This is a genomic window from Pseudomonas sp. MF06569 (genome assembly GCF_059862735.1).
Genome location: NZ_JCBCUZ010000005.1, coordinates 53,724 through 68,522, shown reverse-complemented (window position 1 = coordinate 68,522; position 14,799 = coordinate 53,724). Strand labels below are relative to the sequence as shown.

Below are 14,799 nucleotides of genomic sequence, written 5' to 3'. Positions count from 1 at the left end.
CAAGGCCCGGATTGTACCGGGCCTTGGCAAAAACATCAGCCTTGCGGCTAAACCTTGGCAAGACCTTCAAGCGCCTCATACGCACGACGAACCGGGCCAAACGAACGCCGGTGAATCGGTGTCGGGCCCAGACGTTCAAGCGCTTCGAGGTGAACAGCCGTTGGATACCCCTTGTGTCCACCAATCCCATAGCCCGGGTATTGCAGCTCAAAGGCAGCCATTTCACGGTCACGACTGACCTTGGCCAAAATCGATGCTGCCGCAATCGCAGGCACCTTGCTATCGCCCTTCACCACGGCCTCTGAAGGCATTGTCAGCTTGGGGCAGCGATTGCCGTCGATCATCGCCAGTTTAGGGGTAATGCTCAGCCCTTCGACAGCGCGCTGCATGGCCAGCATCGTGGCGTGCAAAATATTCAGCTCATCGATTTCTTCAACTTCGGCCCGGGCAATACACCAGCTCAAAGCCTTTTCACGGATTTCGTCGTACAGCTTTTCGCGACGGGCCTCGGTGAGTTTTTTCGAGTCGTTGAGCCCGGCTATAGGCCGGTTGGGATCAAGAATAACGGCCGCCGTCACGACAGCGCCGCACAATGGGCCGCGCCCCACTTCGTCGACACCGGCCACGAGGTCTTCGACCAGATTGAAATCCAACCCGATTTGCATGGTTACTTTACTCATTTGGATTGTGCAATCAGGTCCAGTACCGCTTTAGCGGCCTGATTGGAAGCGTCGAGACGCAATGTACGATGAATTTCGTCAAAGCCGCGGGTCTGCTCTTCGCCACCCTCGAGCAAAGGCAGCAACGTGCGGGCCAGCGCCTCAGGCGTGGCGGCATCCTGCAAGAGCTCGGGCACCAACATGCGCTGAGCCAGCAAATTGGGCAGGGACACGTAAGGGCTTTTGACCAGCCGCTTGAGGATCCAGAACGTCAGACGTGCAAGGCGATAAGCCACCACCATTGGCCGTTTGTAGAGCAAGGCCTCAAGCGTCGCGGTACCGGATGCAATCAATACCGCATCACAGGCCGCCAGTGCCAGATGGGATTGACCGTCAAGCAAGGTCAGCGGCAGATCACGCCCCACCAGCATCTGCTCGATCTGCTCGCGACGTGCGGCGCTCGCGCATGGCAATACAAAATGCACATCTGGCCGGGCCTCTCGAATTATCTGCGCTGCATCGAGAAACAGACCGCCCAGCTTGCCCACTTCTCCGCCGCGGCTGCCCGGCATCAAGGCGACCAACGGCCCGTCAGACAGGCCCAACTCGGCTCGGGCACCGGTTTTATCGGCTTCAAGGGGGATAGTGTCGGCCAATGAATGACCAACGAAGCGCACGGGCACGCCGTGCTCTTCGTAGAATTTGGCTTCAAACGGCAGCAGCGTCAGCATCAAATCGCAACCTTCGCGAATTTTCAGCACTCGCTTCTGACGCCACGCCCATACTGACGGGCTGACGTAATGCACGGTCTTGATCCCGGCACGGCGCAATTGAAGTTCAATATTGAGGGTGAAATCGGGCGCATCGATACCGATAAACACATCGGGTTTTTCGGCGATCAGGGTCTGGACAAGGAGTTTGCGGCGCTTAAGCAGTTCTCGCAGACGACCCAACACTTCGACCAGGCCCATTACCGACAGACGCTCCATCGGGAAGTAGGAGCTCATGCCCTCAGCTTCCATCAATGGACCGCCAACGCCGATAAATTCGATATCAGAATGCTGAGCCTTGAGCGCTCTCATCAATCCTGAGCCCAAAATGTCGCCCGAGGCCTCTCCCGCCACCAGCGCGATACGCAATCTGGCCATGACTAGCGCGTAATGCCGCGGGAGGAAGAACGAATGGACTCTACAAACATGGCAACTTCCGGGAACTGCACCGCAGGCTCAGCCAGCTCGGCGAGCGCCTGGTCAACGGTCAAGCCCTGGCGATAAACCACTTTGTAGGCACGACGCAACGCATGAATGGCATCTTCACTGAAGCCGCGACGACGCATACCTTCGAAGTTCATGCTGCGTGCTTCGGCAGGACTGCCAAACACGGTCACGAACGCAGGCACATCCTTGCCGATTGCAGTACCCATGCCCGAAAAGCTGTGGGCACCAATGTGGCAGAACTGATGAACCAGCGTGAAACCTGACAGGATCGCCCAATCACCCATATGCACATGACCCGCCAACGCGGCGTTATTGACCAGAATGCAATGGTTGCCGATGACGCTGTCATGGCCGATGTGAGCATAGGCCATCACCAGATTGTGATCACCCAGGGTAGTTTCGGCACGGTCCTGAATCGTTCCGCGATGAATAGTGACCCCTTCACGAATAACGTTATGGTCACCGATCACCAGGCGAGTTTCCTCCCCCTTGTACTTGAGATCAGGAGTGTCTTCACCTACCGAAGAAAACTGGTAGATGCGATTGTGCTTACCGATTTTGGTTGGGCCTTTGAGAATTACATGCGGCCCAATCACTGTCCCCTCGCCGATTTCCACACCAGCGCCGACGATCGACCAAGGGCCGACCTCGACGTCGTCGGCCAAAATGGCCGTCGGATCGATGATTGCGCGAGGGTCAATCAAACTCATAGTTTGCGTTCCGCACAGATAATTTCAGCTGAGCATACCGGCTTGCCATCAACCGTTGCCTGGCATTCAAACTTCCAGATGGAGCGTTTGCAGCTCAGGAACTTGGCCTCCAGGATCAGTTGATCACCTGGCAGCACAGGTTGACGGAAGCGTAGTTTGTCGGAGCCTACGAAGTAGTAGAGCGTACCGTCAGCCGGCTTGAGGTCCATCATCTTGAAGCCAAGGATGCCAGCAGCCTGAGCCATGGCTTCAATGATCAATACACCGGGCATGATCGGGTGCGCCGGGAAGTGACCGTTGAAAAATGGCTCGTTGATGCTGACATTCTTGTAGGCACGAATGCGCTTGTTCTCGACATCCAGATCCACCACTCGGTCCACCAGCAGGAACGGGTAACGGTGGGGCAGATATTCGCGAATCTCGTTGATGTCCATCATTTCGTGGGGAAGCCTGTAATAAAGATTGGGCGCGCGCGACTAAGGCGCGCTCCTCTAGCAAATCAAGGAAGCAAACCAGAGGCTCTGCATGCTTGATATGGAAATTGTATTAGCCTTTTGAAGAAGCATTACCGTCGGGGGTCACTTACCGACGCGCTTTTCCAGTTGTTTCAACCGCCGGGCTATATCGTCCAACTGACGAATACGTGCCGCACTTTTGCGCCACTCAGCGGCTGGCTGCATGGCGGTGCCGGAAGAGTAGGCGCCAGGCTCGGTAATCGAGTGGGTCACCATCGTCATGCCAGTCAAGAACACATTGTCACAAATTTCAATGTGCCCCACCAAACCGACACCCCCCGCCAACATGCAGTGCTTGCCGATTTTAGTGCTACCGGAAATCCCTACACAGGCGGCCATAGCCGTATGGTCACCGATCTGAACGTTGTGCGCGATCTGGATCTGGTTGTCCAGCTTGACGCCATTACCGATCAGCGTGTCAGCCAAAGCACCGCGATCGATAGCGGTATTGACACCGATTTCGACATCATCACCGATGGTCACGCCACCGATTTGCGCAATTTTTTGCCAAACACCCTTCTCATTGGCAAAGCCAAAACCTTCGCCTCCCAGCACAGCACCCGATTGAATGACGACTCGCTTGCCGATGCGGACATCGTGATAGAGCGTCACTCGTGGAGCCAGCCAGCCGCCTTCGCCAATTTCGCAACGAGCCCCGATGAAGCAATGAGGCCCGACCGTGACACCGGCAGCGATGCGAGCACCGCTTTCGATCACGGCAAAAGCACCAATGCTCGCCGCAGGGTCAACCACCGCGTCAGCAGCAATGACCGCCGTTGGATGAACGCCGGCAGCCGCCTTGGGCTTGGGATCGAACAGATGGGAGATGCGTGCATATGCCAGGTAAGGATCAGGTACAACCAGGGCATCACCGACATACTCTTCGGCGTCAGCAGCCTTGAGCAATACAGCTCCAGCCTGGCAATCGACGAGAAATTTCCGGTACTGGGGGTTGGCCAGAAAGCTCAACTGAGCTGGGCCAGCCTCTTGCAAAGTGGCTAGCCCAGTGATTTCTTTCTCCGCAGAGCCACGCAAGGTGGCGCCGAGGAACTCGGCCAATTGGCCGAGTTTTATAGTCGCAGTCATAATTACTTCAGCTGGTTCATGCGCTCGATAACTTGGCGAGTGATGTCGTACTGAGGCTTAACATCAATCACAGCACCACGCTCGAACACCAGGTCAAAGGCGCCTTTTTTGATGACTTCTTCAACAGCGCTGTCCAGTTTTGGCTTCAGCTGTTTCAGCATTTCGCGGTCAGCAACGGCTTTGGCTTCGTTCAGTTCCTTGGACTGGAACTGGAAGTCACGGGCCTTTTGCTTGAATTCAAGCTCCAGACGCTCACGCTCGCCCTGCTGCATTTTGTCGCCGCCCTTCACCAGGCGGTCCTGAATACCTTTGGCGCTGCTTTCCAGGCTTTTGAGCTTGGTCAGTTGCGGGCCAAATTTCTTCTCGGCATCTACGGCATAACGCTTGGCAGCGTCCGATTCAAGCAAAGCCATCTGATAGTTCAGTACGGCAATTTTCATATCGGCGAAAGCCGGGCCAGCTACCAAAACCGAAGCCAGGAGAACCAATTGAGTCAACTTACGCACGATGCACTCCTAAAAAATCCGTTGTCTGTATCTAAGGTCAGGCTTTAGAAAGTCTGGCCGAGGGAGAATTGGAACACTTGAGTGTCTGCGTCATCCGGTTTCTTGATCGGCATGGCCAAGCTAAAGCTCAACGGGCCAAGCGCAGTCACCCAGGTCACACCAACACCAACAGAACTGGCCATATTGCTGAAGCTGATATCGCAATCCTTGGTTTCGCCCTTGCAGTTGGTGTCAAACACGTTACCCACATCCCAGAACACGGAGGTACGCAGGGAACGCTGGTCTTTCACAAACGGCATAGGGAACAGAACCTCGACACCACCCTGGATCAGCACGTTACCACCAAATGGCAGCGGGTCCTGGTCCGGGTCAGCAATGGTGCCCGGGTTTTTACCGGTACTTGGCGTACTGCGAGGGCCAAGAGCGCTGTCCTTGAAGCCACGTACCGAGTTGAAACCACCGGCGTAGTAGTTCTCGTAGAACGGCAAGCCCGCAGTCGAGCCGTAACCATCACCATAGCCCAACTCTGTGTGCAGACGCATGGTGTAGGTATCGGTCAACGGCTGGAACAACTGGGCGCGATAATCAAGTTTGTAGAACTGCAGGTCGCTGCCCGGGATTGTCGTCTCGAGCACCAGGCTTTGCGAGCTGCCGCGAGTTGGCAATACACCTTTGTTCAGGGTCGACTCAGACCAGCCAACCGACGCCTTGAAGTTGAGGTACTTGTCACCTTCACGGTTTACGAAGTCGAAAATCTCGTCAACGGTGTACTGACCCGTGCTGATTTCATCCTGCTGCACAGTCAAGCCGTAGGTCAGACGCGATGTGTCGCTGATCGGGTAGCCCATGGTGATACCAGCGCCCAGGCTGTCCACCGAGTAGTTTGCTACGTCAACGTCGAGATCTTTGTAGTCGGTGGTGCGGTAGAACGCGTTGTAACCCAGGCTCACGCCATCAGCAGTCCAGTACGGATCAACGTAGCTGAAGTTGTAGCGACTCTGGTATTCGCTGCGCGTCAAACCAAGGCTGACCTTGTTACCCGTACCCAGGAAGTTGTTCTGGGTGATCGAGCCGCCAAGGATCAAACCGGCGCTCTGGGCAAAACCGACGCTTGCAGTGATCGAACCCGACGCCTGTTCTTCAACTGCATAGTTTACGTCCACCATATCGTCAGTACCCGGTACTGCCGGTGTTTCGACGTTCACTTCCTTGAAGAAGCCCAGGCGCTCGAGGCGGACCTTGGACTGATCAATCAGGTAAGTCGACGCCCAGCCACCTTCCATCTGACGCATTTCGCGACGCAGCACTTCGTCTTCCGACTTGGTGTTACCGCGGTAGTTGATGCGGTTTACGTAAGCACGCTTGCCCGGATCAACCACAAAGGTGATGGCAACGGTGTGATTTTCAGGGTTTGGCTGAGGTACGCCGTTAACGTTGGCGAAGGTGTAACCCTCGTTACCCAGACGACGGGTAATCAGCTCGGAGGTGGTGGTCATCAGCTTGCGCGAGAACACCTGGCCCGGCTGAACAAGCAACAGCGACTTGATCTGGTCTTCCGGAACCTTGAGGTCACCGCTCAGTTTCACTTCGCCGACGTTGTATTTCTCGCCTTCATTCACGTTGACGGTGATGTAGACGCTTTTCTTGTCGGGAGTGATCGACACCTGGGTCGAAGCGATATCCATATTGATATAGCCACGATCGAGGTAGTAAGAGCGCAGGCGCTCAAGGTCACCCGACAGTTTTTCACGTGCGTACTTGTCGTCGTTCTTGAAGAACGACAACCAGTTCGTGGTTTTGAGCTCGAACAGGTCAACCAGGTCAGATTCCGGGAAAACCGTGTTGCCCACCACGTTGATGTGCTGGATAGCGGCAACAGTGCCTTCGTTGATGTTGACCTTCAAGGCAACGCGGTTACGCGGCTCGGACACCACTTCGGTGTCGACAGTCGCCGAGTAGCGGCCCTGGGCAACATACTGACGTTGCAGTTCGTTACGCACACCTTCAAGGGTAGCGCGCTGGAAAATTTCACCTTCGGCCAGCCCCGACTGTTTAAGACCTTTCATCAGGTCATCAGTGGAGATCGCCTTGTTCCCGTCAATGGTGATGCTGGAGACAGAAGGACGCTCGACAACCGTGATAACAAGCACGTTGCCATCACGACCCAGTTGGATATCCTGAAAGAACCCGGTTTTGAACAACGCACGAGTGGATTCCACCAAACGGCGGTCATCCGCTACCTCACCCACGTTCAGGGGCAACGCACCAAACACGCTACCTGCGGAAACCCGCTGGAGCCCGTTGACACGGATATCAGAGATAGTGAAGGACTCGGCGTGAACTTCGGCGATCATCAGTACGGCGAGAACCGCAGTTAGCAGCAGACGTTTCATGAAGTCCTTTCTTATTCCAACTGGCAATAAACAAACTGCCGCAAAATGCGGCAGATTCGCAATTCAGCGAAGCGTTTACAGACGGCCCAGATCGTTGATCAAGGCAAGCAACATCACCCCGACCACCAAACTGATACCGATCTGCATTCCCCAACCCTGTACCCGATCCGACAAGGGACGACCACGCGCCCACTCGATCAGATAAAACAACAAATGCCCCCCATCCAGTACTGGTATGGGCAACAAGTTCAGAACCCCCAGGCTTATGCTCAGATAAGCCAGAAAATTCAGGAAATCCGCAACACCCGACTGGGCAGAAGCGCCCGCCACTTTAGCAATGGTTATCGGTCCACTCAAGTTTTTTACCGAGAGCTCACCGAACAACATTTTCTTGAGTGAGTCGAGCGTCAATATGCTCATGGTCCAGGTACGTTTTGCCCCTTCCCCGATTGCAGCAAGCGGGCCGTAACTGACCTCCCGGATCATCGCTGGTGGCCAGTCGACACCTTTAACCCCGGCTCCCAGGTAACCCGTAGCGTCCTTGCCTTCGCCCCGAGCAGCCAGCGTGACAGGAATATCAACAGGGACGCCATCGCGCTCGACGTGCAGCACAACACGACTGCCTGGACGCACACGCACCCAGTCCACGACTTGCTGCCAATCCTTGATAGCCTGATCGTTCATCGCCAGCAGTTTGTCGCCAGCTTTAAGCCCGGCAGCCTGGGCAGGACCTTTCGGATCCAGCTCCGCCAGAACCGCAGGCAACTCGGGGCGCCACGGATGAATCCCCAGAGAGGTGATCGGGTTCGGTTCGTCAGCGCCCTTGAGCCAATCTTTTAATACAAGCTGATGCGAGGCCTGGGCGGTGGAGCCCGGCTCACTCACAACAACCTGCAGAGAACCACTCTCACCCAGACGGCGAACCAGTTGCAGATTAACGTTGGACCAGCCCGTCGTCGGCTCGCCATCAATGGAAATGATTTCCTGACCCGCTGCCAAACCGGCCTGGGCCGCCAGACTGCCGCTCTCTACCGAACCAATGACAGGGCGCACTTGCTGGCTGCCCATCATTGCCAGCACCCAGAAAAAGGCCATCGCCAACATGAAGTTGGCAATTGGCCCCGCCGCGACGATGGCAATGCGCTGACCCACGGTCTTGCGATTGAAAGACTGGTCGAGCTGGTCGGCCGGTATTTCGCCTTCGCGCTCGTCGAGCATTTTTACGTAGCCACCCAACGGTATGGCTGCGACAACAAACTCGGTGCCCTGGCGATCATGCCAGCGCAGCAAAGGCGTACCGAAGCCCACGGAGAAACGCAGAACCTTGACGCCGCAACGGCGCGCCACCCAAAAGTGACCGAATTCATGAAAAGTGACCAGCACCCCCAATGCCACCAGGGTGCCAACAATCATATAGAGCGCGCTCATCTACTTTCTCCGCGATTCTGTCCGGGTCCGGCAATCACCACTTTTAGCCGTTACGACTCAACCACTGTTCAGCCAGCATCCGGGCTTTGCCGTCAGCGGCAAATACCGCTTCCAATTCATCTACGGCAACCACAGGCTCGCTATTCAATACATCTTCGATGATACGGGCGATCTGTGGGTAACGGATGCGCCCGTCCAAAAAGGCAGCCACTGCCACCTCGTTTGCCGCATTGAGCATCGCCGGGGCGCTATTGCCTGCCAGCGCAGCCTCTCGAGCCAAACGCAAACAAGGGAAACGTTGCTCGTCAGGACGCTCGAAGTCCAGCCGCGCGACCGCAAAAAGATCCAGTGGCGCAACACCCGAATCAATACGTTCAGGCCAGGCCAGGGCATTGGAAATCGGTGTTCGCATATCCGGATTACCCAACTGCGCCAGTACCGAGCCATCCACGTAATCAACCAGCGAATGAATCACGCTCTGCGGATGAATCACCACTTCAACTTGATCCGGTCGGGCATCGAACAACCAGCACGCCTCGATCAGCTCCAGCCCCTTGTTCATCATGCTCGCAGAATCTACGGAAATCTTGCGCCCCATCGACCAATTGGGATGAGCGCAGGCTTGATCCGGCGTGACGTGCTCAAGCTCTGCCAGCGGTGTTTCACGGAAAGGGCCACCAGACGCCGTCAGCAAAATGCGACGAACGCCCACATTACCCAGTCCGCGCGCAAAGTCTTGCGGCAAGCACTGGAAGATCGCGTTGTGTTCACTGTCGATAGGCAGCAAAACCGAACCGCTGCGACGCACAGCCTGCATGAACAGGTCGCCCGTCATCACCAGCGCTTCTTTGTTGGCCAACAGGATCTTCTTGCCGGCATTGACCGCTGCCAGCGTCGGGCGCAGACCTGCAGCACCGACGATTGCCGCCATCACCGAGTCGACTTCAGGGGCAGACGACACCTGGCACAAGCCCTCCTCACCCACCAACACCTCGGTGTTGAGCCCGGCAGCGCGCAGATCTGCCTGCAACTGGACGGCAGCACCTTCATGGGGCACCACAGCAACCTGAGGCCTGTGCTTGATGCACAAGGCCAGTAACTCGGCGAGACGACTGTAGCCACTCAGGGCAAATACCTGATAACGATCAGGGTGACGCGCAATAACATCCAGGGTACTCAGGCCAATGGAACCCGTAGCCCCCAGAACAGTAATCTGTTGTGGACGACTCATGAGGCAGCCATCCACAGCAATACAGCAAATACAGGGATCGCCGCCGTCAGGCTGTCGATGCGATCCAGAACACCACCATGGCCCGGCAGCAGGTTACTGCTGTCTTTAACACCGGCCTGGCGCTTGAACATGCTCTCTGTGAGGTCACCCACCACCGAAATCAGTACGATCAAGGCAGCACCTACCAGCGCAGCAAACATCTGTGAGGCGCTCCAGTCACGCACAATACCTACTGCAGCGGTGATCAGCAGGCTCAGTAACAGACCGCCAAAAACACCTTCCCAGCTTTTACCCGGGCTGACTTTAGGGGCGAGCTTGCGCTTGCCAAATTTGCGACCTGAAAAATAAGCGCCGATATCTGCGCCCCACACCAGAACCATCACTGCCATGATCAGCCAATTGCCCAACGGCATCGCCTTGATCAAAACCAGACCTTGCCAGGCTGGCAACAGGATCAACAGGCCAATCACCAGCTTGGTTGCAATACTCGACCAATGCACAGCGGATTGCGGAAAGGTCAGCACCAGAAAGGTTGCCAGCGCCCACCACAACACCGCCGCACCCAGCACCCACGGCGCCAGATCAGGAAAAATGTGCAAACCAAAGAGCAGCAAGGCCACTACCGCTGCAAATAAAACCCGTGCAGATTGAGCCTCAAAACCTGCAAGACGGGCCCACTCCCAGGCCCCCAAGGTAACGACCAGGCCTATAAACAGCGCAAAGCCGCTACCCTCAAGCAGGAAAAAGCCGCACAAGGCAATTGGCAGCAAGATAAGTGCAGTGATGATTCGTTGTTTAAGCATTAAATCCGGGCTCCAGCCTCAACCTGCTCGCTCGTTTTACCGAAGCGGCGCTGGCGAGAAGCGAAATCAGCCAATGCATGACGCATGGCCTCGTGTTTGAAGTCCGGCCAGAACAGGTCGGAGAAGTACAACTCGGAATAGGCGAGCTGCCACAGCAAGAAATTGCTGATGCGATGCTCGCCACCGGTGCGAATACACAGGTCAGGCAAAGGCAGATCGCCCGTTACCAGACAGGTTTGCAGCAACTCCGGAGAAATGTCCTCAGGCTGCAAGTGGCCTGCCTGGACTTGACGCGCCAGTTGCTGCGCAGCCTGGGCAATGTCCCACTGACCACCGTAGTTAGCGGCAATCTGCAAGACAAAGCGACCTTCGCCCACCGTCATTTCTTCCGCTTCACGCATCGCCTTTTGCAAGTCGGGATGAAAGCGTGAGCGGTCGCCGATGATCCGCAGGCTGATCTCGTTTTCGTTGAGGCGCTTGGCCTCACGACGCAGTGCCCTGAAGAATAAATCCATCAAGGCACTGACTTCAGCCGCAGGACGCCGCCAGTTTTCACTGGAGAACGCGAACAAGGTGAGTACCTCGACCTTGGCCTCGACACACACCTCAATGACCGCACGAACTGCATCCACACCTGCTTTATGCCCGGCAACACCCGGCATAAAGCGTTTTTTCGCCCAGCGATTATTACCGTCCATGATGATCGCGACATGTCGCGGAACAGATGACGGATCAGCCTGCTTCGTCTTTTCCATAAAACGCCCTGACCCTTATACGGCCATCAGGTCCGCTTCTTTCTGCTTGGTGGCCACTTCGATATCAGCCACGGCCTTGTCGGTCAGCTTCTGAATGTCATCAGCAGCACGACGCTCTTCGTCTTCGCTGATTTCCTTTTCCTTGACCAGGTCTTTCAACTGGCTCAACGCGTCACGACGGATATTGCGCACGGCAATACGCGCATCTTCAGCTGCGTCACGAGCCTGCTTGGCGAAAACCTTACGGGTTTCTTCAGTCAGGGCAGGCATGGAGATCAGCAACAATTCGCCCAGGTTGGTCGGATTGAGGTTCAGGCCCGCGCTCTGGATTGCCTTGTCTACTGCGCCAAGCATGTTGCGCTCGAATGCAACAACTTGCAGGGTGCGCGAATCTTTAACCGTGATGTTGGCTACCTGGCTGATCGGAGTATCCGAACCGTAGTAAGGCACCATCACGCTGCCCAGGATGCTTGGGTGAGCCTTGCCGGTACGAATCTGGCCAAATGAATGGGCCAGGGATTCCAGCGATTTCTGCATGCGCGTTTGAGCGTCTTTCTTGATTTCGTTGATCATTGTTGACCTTCCTCGATCAGAGTGCCTTCAGCACCGCCATGGACAATATTAAGCAGGGCGCCAGGCTTGTTCATATTAAATACACGCAATGGCATTTTGTGGTCGCGGCACAGGCAGATAGCCGTCAGGTCCATCACACCCAGTTTGCGATCCAGAACTTCATCGTAAGTCAGATGATCGAACTTCTCGGCATGGGGATCTTTGAATGGATCTGCGGTATACACGCCGTCAACCTTGGTTGCCTTGAGCACCACATCAGCGTCGATTTCAATGGCGCGCAAGCAGGCAGCCGAATCCGTCGTGAAGAATGGATTACCGGTACCCGCAGCGAAAATCACCACATCTTTGGCATTGAGATGACGCATGGCCTTACGACGATCGTAATGATCGGTCACGCCAACCATGGAAATAGCCGACATAACGATGGCAGAGATATTCGCACGTTCCAGCGCATCGCGCATGGCCAGGGCGTTCATCACGGTAGCCAGCATGCCCATATGGTCGCCCGTTACACGGTCCATACCGGCGGCGCTCAATGCGGCACCACGGAACAGGTTGCCACCACCAATTACCAATCCTACCTGAACGCCGATGCCGACCAACTGGCCCACTTCCAGCGCCATGCGGTCGAGTACTTTGGGGTCGATCCCGAACTCTTCAGAGCCCATCAGGGCTTCGCCGCTTAGCTTGAGTAGAATGCGTTTATAGCGAGCTTGATAACCACTGCCCTGCTGAGCCATTGCGAATCTCTCCTGCCGCGTTTTATTAAAAATCTGTGCGAGGCCATTTTGCAGCCTGCGCATACTCTAGCTGTGGTACTGCACAGCAGCACCATCGGAACACGATTTTGCAAACCGGTTCCGTCGAGAAGGGAAAAACCCCTCCCATTTGAAAAGAGGCTGCGCGCGTGAGCGGGCAGCCTCTTCGGGTCGACAGTTGTAAACCGTCTTATTGCTTGCTTGCAGCCACTTGTGCAGCAACTTCTGCAGCGAAGTCATCAACTGGCTTCTCGATGCCATCACCTACTTTGAAGTAAGTGAAGGAAACGATTTCAGCGCCGGCTTTCTTGGCCAGGTCGCCGACTTTGATTTCCGGGTTCTTAACGAAAGCTTGCTCAACCAGGCTGGCTTCGGCCAGGAACTTGCTGATGCGACCGGCAACCATTTTTTCAACGATTTCTGCTGGCTTGCCTTTGATCTTGTCTTCGTTGAGGCTCATGAACACGGTTTTTTCGCGTTCGATAGCATCAGCGGAAACTTGCGATGGCAGCAGGAACTCAGGGTTGCTTGCAGCTACGTGCATGGCGATGTCACGAGCCAGCTCAGCGTTGCCGCCTTTCAGAGCCACTACAACACCGATCTTGTTGCCGTGCAGGTAAGCGTCAACAACGTCACCTTCGATGCGCGCCAGGCGACGAATGTTAACGTTCTCGCCTACTTTACCAACCAGAATCAGACGAGCTTCTTCTTGAGCGGCGATCAGCGGAGCTGCGTCGGTCAGTTTGTCAGCAAACGCTTTTTCAACGCTGGCAGCGACGAAGTTTTTGAAGTCTTCTTGCAGAGCCAGGAAGTCGGTTTGCGAGTTGACTTCAAGAATGACGGCCGACTTGTTGTCGTCCGCAACTTTAACTGCGATAGCGCCTTCAGCAGCAACGTTGCCTGCTTTTTTGGCTGCCTTGATGGCGCCCGAAGCACGCATGTCATCAATGGCTTTTTCGATGTCGCCGCCAGCCTTGGTCAAGGCTTTCTTGCAATCCATCATGCCTTCGCCAGTACGCTCACGCAGTTCTTTAACCAACGCTGCAGTAATCTCTGCCATTTCAAAATTCCTCTTGGATAGGTTTTCAACCATTCCACCCGACCGAACGGGCGTTCAATTCGTTTGAAGCGCACCCCGAATCAACTGTGCAGGTCGCCATCTGATACAGATACGACAAACATGGTTACAACAAATGGATTTCGAGGTGGCAAAAAGGGGGCCAAGCCCCCTTTTTGCGTACTGAGTAAACGCTAGGCGTTAATTACTCAGCCTTCAACTACCGCTGCAGCTGGAGCTTCTTCGACGAAAACGTCGGTGCCGCCAGCAACGTGGTTACGGCCTTTGATCACAGCATCAGCCATCGCACCCATGTACAGCTGGATAGCGCGGATTGCGTCATCGTTACCCGGGATGATGTAGTCAACACCTTCTGGGCTGCTGTTGGTATCGACAACGCCGATTACCGGGATACCCAACTTGTTAGCTTCGGTGATCGCGATACGCTCGTGGTCAACGTCGATAACGAACAGAGCGTCTGGCAGACCGCCCATGTCCTTGATACCACCCAGGCTACGATCCAGCTTCTGCAGATCGCGAGTGCGCATCAGCGCCTCTTTCTTGGTCAGCTTGGCGAAAGTACCGTCTTCTGCCTGGATTTCAAGGTCACGCAGACGCTTGATCGAAGCACGAATGGTTTTGAAGTTGGTGAGCATGCCGCCCAACCAGCGGTGATCCACGTACGGCGAACCGCAACGTGCTGCTTCTTCAGCAACGATCTTGCCAGCGGAACGCTTGGTGCCGACGAACAGAATCTTGTTTTTGCCCTGGGCCAGACGCTCTACGAAAGTCAGAGCTTCGTTGAACATTGGCAGGGTTTTTTCAAGGTTGATGATGTGGATCTTGTTACGCGCGCCAAAGATGTATTTACCCATCTTCGGGTTCCAGTAACGGGTTTGGTGACCGAAGTGCACACCGGCCTTCAGCATATCGCGCATGTTGACTTGGGACATGATAGTTCCTTAATAAGTCGGGTTAGGCCTCCACGTATCCCAACGACCAACCAGCAGCTTCAAAGCTGAAGGCACCCAGGTCATCGTGTCGACACGTGTGTGGGTTTGTGCTCTGCGGGCTATACCCGCAAAGCGGCGCATTTTATACCACAAGA

14 protein-coding genes and 1 pseudogene are annotated in these 14,799 nt (G+C 55.4%); all 15 read right to left on the bottom strand.

Going from position 1 to position 14,799, the window contains the following annotated elements; all coding sequences use genetic code 11:
• Positions 1-47 precede the first annotated feature (47 nt).
• Positions 48-665 carry a ribonuclease HII gene (gene rnhB, locus AC19YQ_RS07140; RefSeq protein ID WP_133077719.1) on the bottom strand — a complete coding sequence of 206 codons (618 nt, stop codon included), beginning with the start codon at positions 663-665 and terminating at the stop codon, positions 48-50.
• 11 nt (positions 666-676) lie between these two features.
• Positions 677-1,807 carry a lipid-A-disaccharide synthase gene (gene lpxB / locus AC19YQ_RS07135; protein ID WP_219261622.1) on the bottom strand — a complete coding sequence of 377 codons (1,131 nt, stop codon included), beginning with the start codon at positions 1,805-1,807 and terminating at the stop codon, positions 677-679.
• Between the two features lie 2 nt (positions 1,808-1,809).
• Positions 1,810-2,586, bottom strand: coding sequence for an acyl-ACP--UDP-N-acetylglucosamine O-acyltransferase (gene lpxA, locus AC19YQ_RS07130; protein WP_133077721.1), 777 nt, complete (start codon positions 2,584-2,586; stop codon positions 1,810-1,812).
• Positions 2,583-3,023 (bottom strand): 3-hydroxyacyl-ACP dehydratase FabZ, encoded by a 441-nt coding sequence (gene fabZ, locus AC19YQ_RS07125; protein WP_016781990.1) that lies wholly within the window; start codon positions 3,021-3,023, stop codon positions 2,583-2,585. Before fabZ ends, lpxA begins: the two co-directional genes overlap by 4 nt.
• 109 nt (positions 3,024-3,132) lie before the next feature.
• Positions 3,133-4,187 (bottom strand): annotated as a pseudogene (gene lpxD / locus AC19YQ_RS07120) (UDP-3-O-(3-hydroxymyristoyl)glucosamine N-acyltransferase).
• Positions 4,188-4,189: 2 nt separating this feature from the next.
• Positions 4,190-4,693, bottom strand: coding sequence for an OmpH/Skp family outer membrane protein (locus tag AC19YQ_RS07115; protein WP_003440444.1), 504 nt, complete (start codon positions 4,691-4,693; stop codon positions 4,190-4,192).
• Positions 4,694-4,737: 44 nt separating this feature from the next.
• Complete coding sequence (bamA, locus tag AC19YQ_RS07110; RefSeq protein WP_133077723.1) at positions 4,738-7,086, bottom strand: outer membrane protein assembly factor BamA; 2,349 nt, start codon at positions 7,084-7,086, stop codon at positions 4,738-4,740.
• Between the two features lie 75 nt (positions 7,087-7,161).
• Complete coding sequence (gene rseP, locus AC19YQ_RS07105) at positions 7,162-8,514, bottom strand: RIP metalloprotease RseP (RefSeq protein WP_500594857.1); 1,353 nt, start codon at positions 8,512-8,514, stop codon at positions 7,162-7,164.
• A gap of 43 nt (positions 8,515-8,557) precedes the next feature.
• Complete coding sequence (ispC, locus tag AC19YQ_RS07100; RefSeq protein WP_133077725.1) at positions 8,558-9,745, bottom strand: 1-deoxy-D-xylulose-5-phosphate reductoisomerase; 1,188 nt, start codon at positions 9,743-9,745, stop codon at positions 8,558-8,560.
• Complete coding sequence (locus AC19YQ_RS07095) at positions 9,742-10,548, bottom strand: phosphatidate cytidylyltransferase (protein ID WP_219261625.1); 807 nt, start codon at positions 10,546-10,548, stop codon at positions 9,742-9,744. The genes ispC and AC19YQ_RS07095 overlap by 4 nt, the downstream gene beginning before the upstream one ends.
• Complete coding sequence (gene uppS, locus AC19YQ_RS07090) at positions 10,548-11,303, bottom strand: polyprenyl diphosphate synthase (RefSeq protein ID WP_133077727.1); 756 nt, start codon at positions 11,301-11,303, stop codon at positions 10,548-10,550. The genes AC19YQ_RS07095 and uppS overlap by 1 nt, the downstream gene beginning before the upstream one ends.
• A gap of 15 nt (positions 11,304-11,318) precedes the next feature.
• On the bottom strand, positions 11,319-11,876 hold the full coding sequence (frr, locus tag AC19YQ_RS07085) for a ribosome recycling factor (protein ID WP_019822187.1): 558 nt from the start codon (positions 11,874-11,876) through the stop codon (positions 11,319-11,321).
• On the bottom strand, positions 11,873-12,616 hold the full coding sequence (gene pyrH, locus AC19YQ_RS07080; protein ID WP_003440426.1) for a UMP kinase: 744 nt from the start codon (positions 12,614-12,616) through the stop codon (positions 11,873-11,875). Before pyrH ends, frr begins: the two co-directional genes overlap by 4 nt.
• A gap of 208 nt (positions 12,617-12,824) precedes the next feature.
• Positions 12,825-13,694 (bottom strand): translation elongation factor Ts, encoded by an 870-nt coding sequence (gene tsf / locus AC19YQ_RS07075; protein ID WP_133077728.1) that lies wholly within the window; start codon positions 13,692-13,694, stop codon positions 12,825-12,827.
• 206 nt (positions 13,695-13,900) lie between these two features.
• Positions 13,901-14,644 carry a 30S ribosomal protein S2 gene (gene rpsB, locus AC19YQ_RS07070; protein ID WP_016781981.1) on the bottom strand — a complete coding sequence of 248 codons (744 nt, stop codon included), beginning with the start codon at positions 14,642-14,644 and terminating at the stop codon, positions 13,901-13,903.
• Between the last annotated feature and the right edge of the window lie 155 nt (positions 14,645-14,799).

Excerpts from the sequence above, each read along its gene's own strand:
- frr (WP_019822187.1), bottom strand. The coding sequence starts at position 11,876 with ATGATCAACGAAATCAAGAAAGACGCTCAAACGCGCATGCAGAAATCG.
- rpsB (WP_016781981.1), bottom strand. The coding sequence starts at position 14,644 with ATGTCCCAAGTCAACATGCGCGATATGCTGAAGGCCGGTGTGCACTTC.
- fabZ (WP_016781990.1), bottom strand. The coding sequence starts at position 3,023 with ATGATGGACATCAACGAGATTCGCGAATATCTGCCCCACCGTTACCCG.
- pyrH (WP_003440426.1), bottom strand. The coding sequence starts at position 12,616 with ATGGCTCAGCAGGGCAGTGGTTATCAAGCTCGCTATAAACGCATTCTA.
- lpxA (WP_133077721.1), bottom strand. The coding sequence starts at position 2,586 with ATGAGTTTGATTGACCCTCGCGCAATCATCGATCCGACGGCCATTTTG.
- AC19YQ_RS07095 (WP_219261625.1), bottom strand. The coding sequence starts at position 10,548 with ATGCTTAAACAACGAATCATCACTGCACTTATCTTGCTGCCAATTGCC.
- rseP (WP_500594857.1), bottom strand. The coding sequence starts at position 8,514 with ATGAGCGCGCTCTATATGATTGTTGGCACCCTGGTGGCATTGGGGGTG.
- lpxB (WP_219261622.1), bottom strand. The coding sequence starts at position 1,807 with ATGGCCAGATTGCGTATCGCGCTGGTGGCGGGAGAGGCCTCGGGCGAC.
- bamA (WP_133077723.1), bottom strand. The coding sequence starts at position 7,086 with ATGAAACGTCTGCTGCTAACTGCGGTTCTCGCCGTACTGATGATCGCC.
- tsf (WP_133077728.1), bottom strand. The coding sequence starts at position 13,694 with ATGGCAGAGATTACTGCAGCGTTGGTTAAAGAACTGCGTGAGCGTACT.
- ispC (WP_133077725.1), bottom strand. The coding sequence starts at position 9,745 with ATGAGTCGTCCACAACAGATTACTGTTCTGGGGGCTACGGGTTCCATT.
- rnhB (WP_133077719.1), bottom strand. The coding sequence starts at position 665 with ATGCAAATCGGGTTGGATTTCAATCTGGTCGAAGACCTCGTGGCCGGT.
- uppS (WP_133077727.1), bottom strand. The coding sequence starts at position 11,303 with ATGGAAAAGACGAAGCAGGCTGATCCGTCATCTGTTCCGCGACATGTC.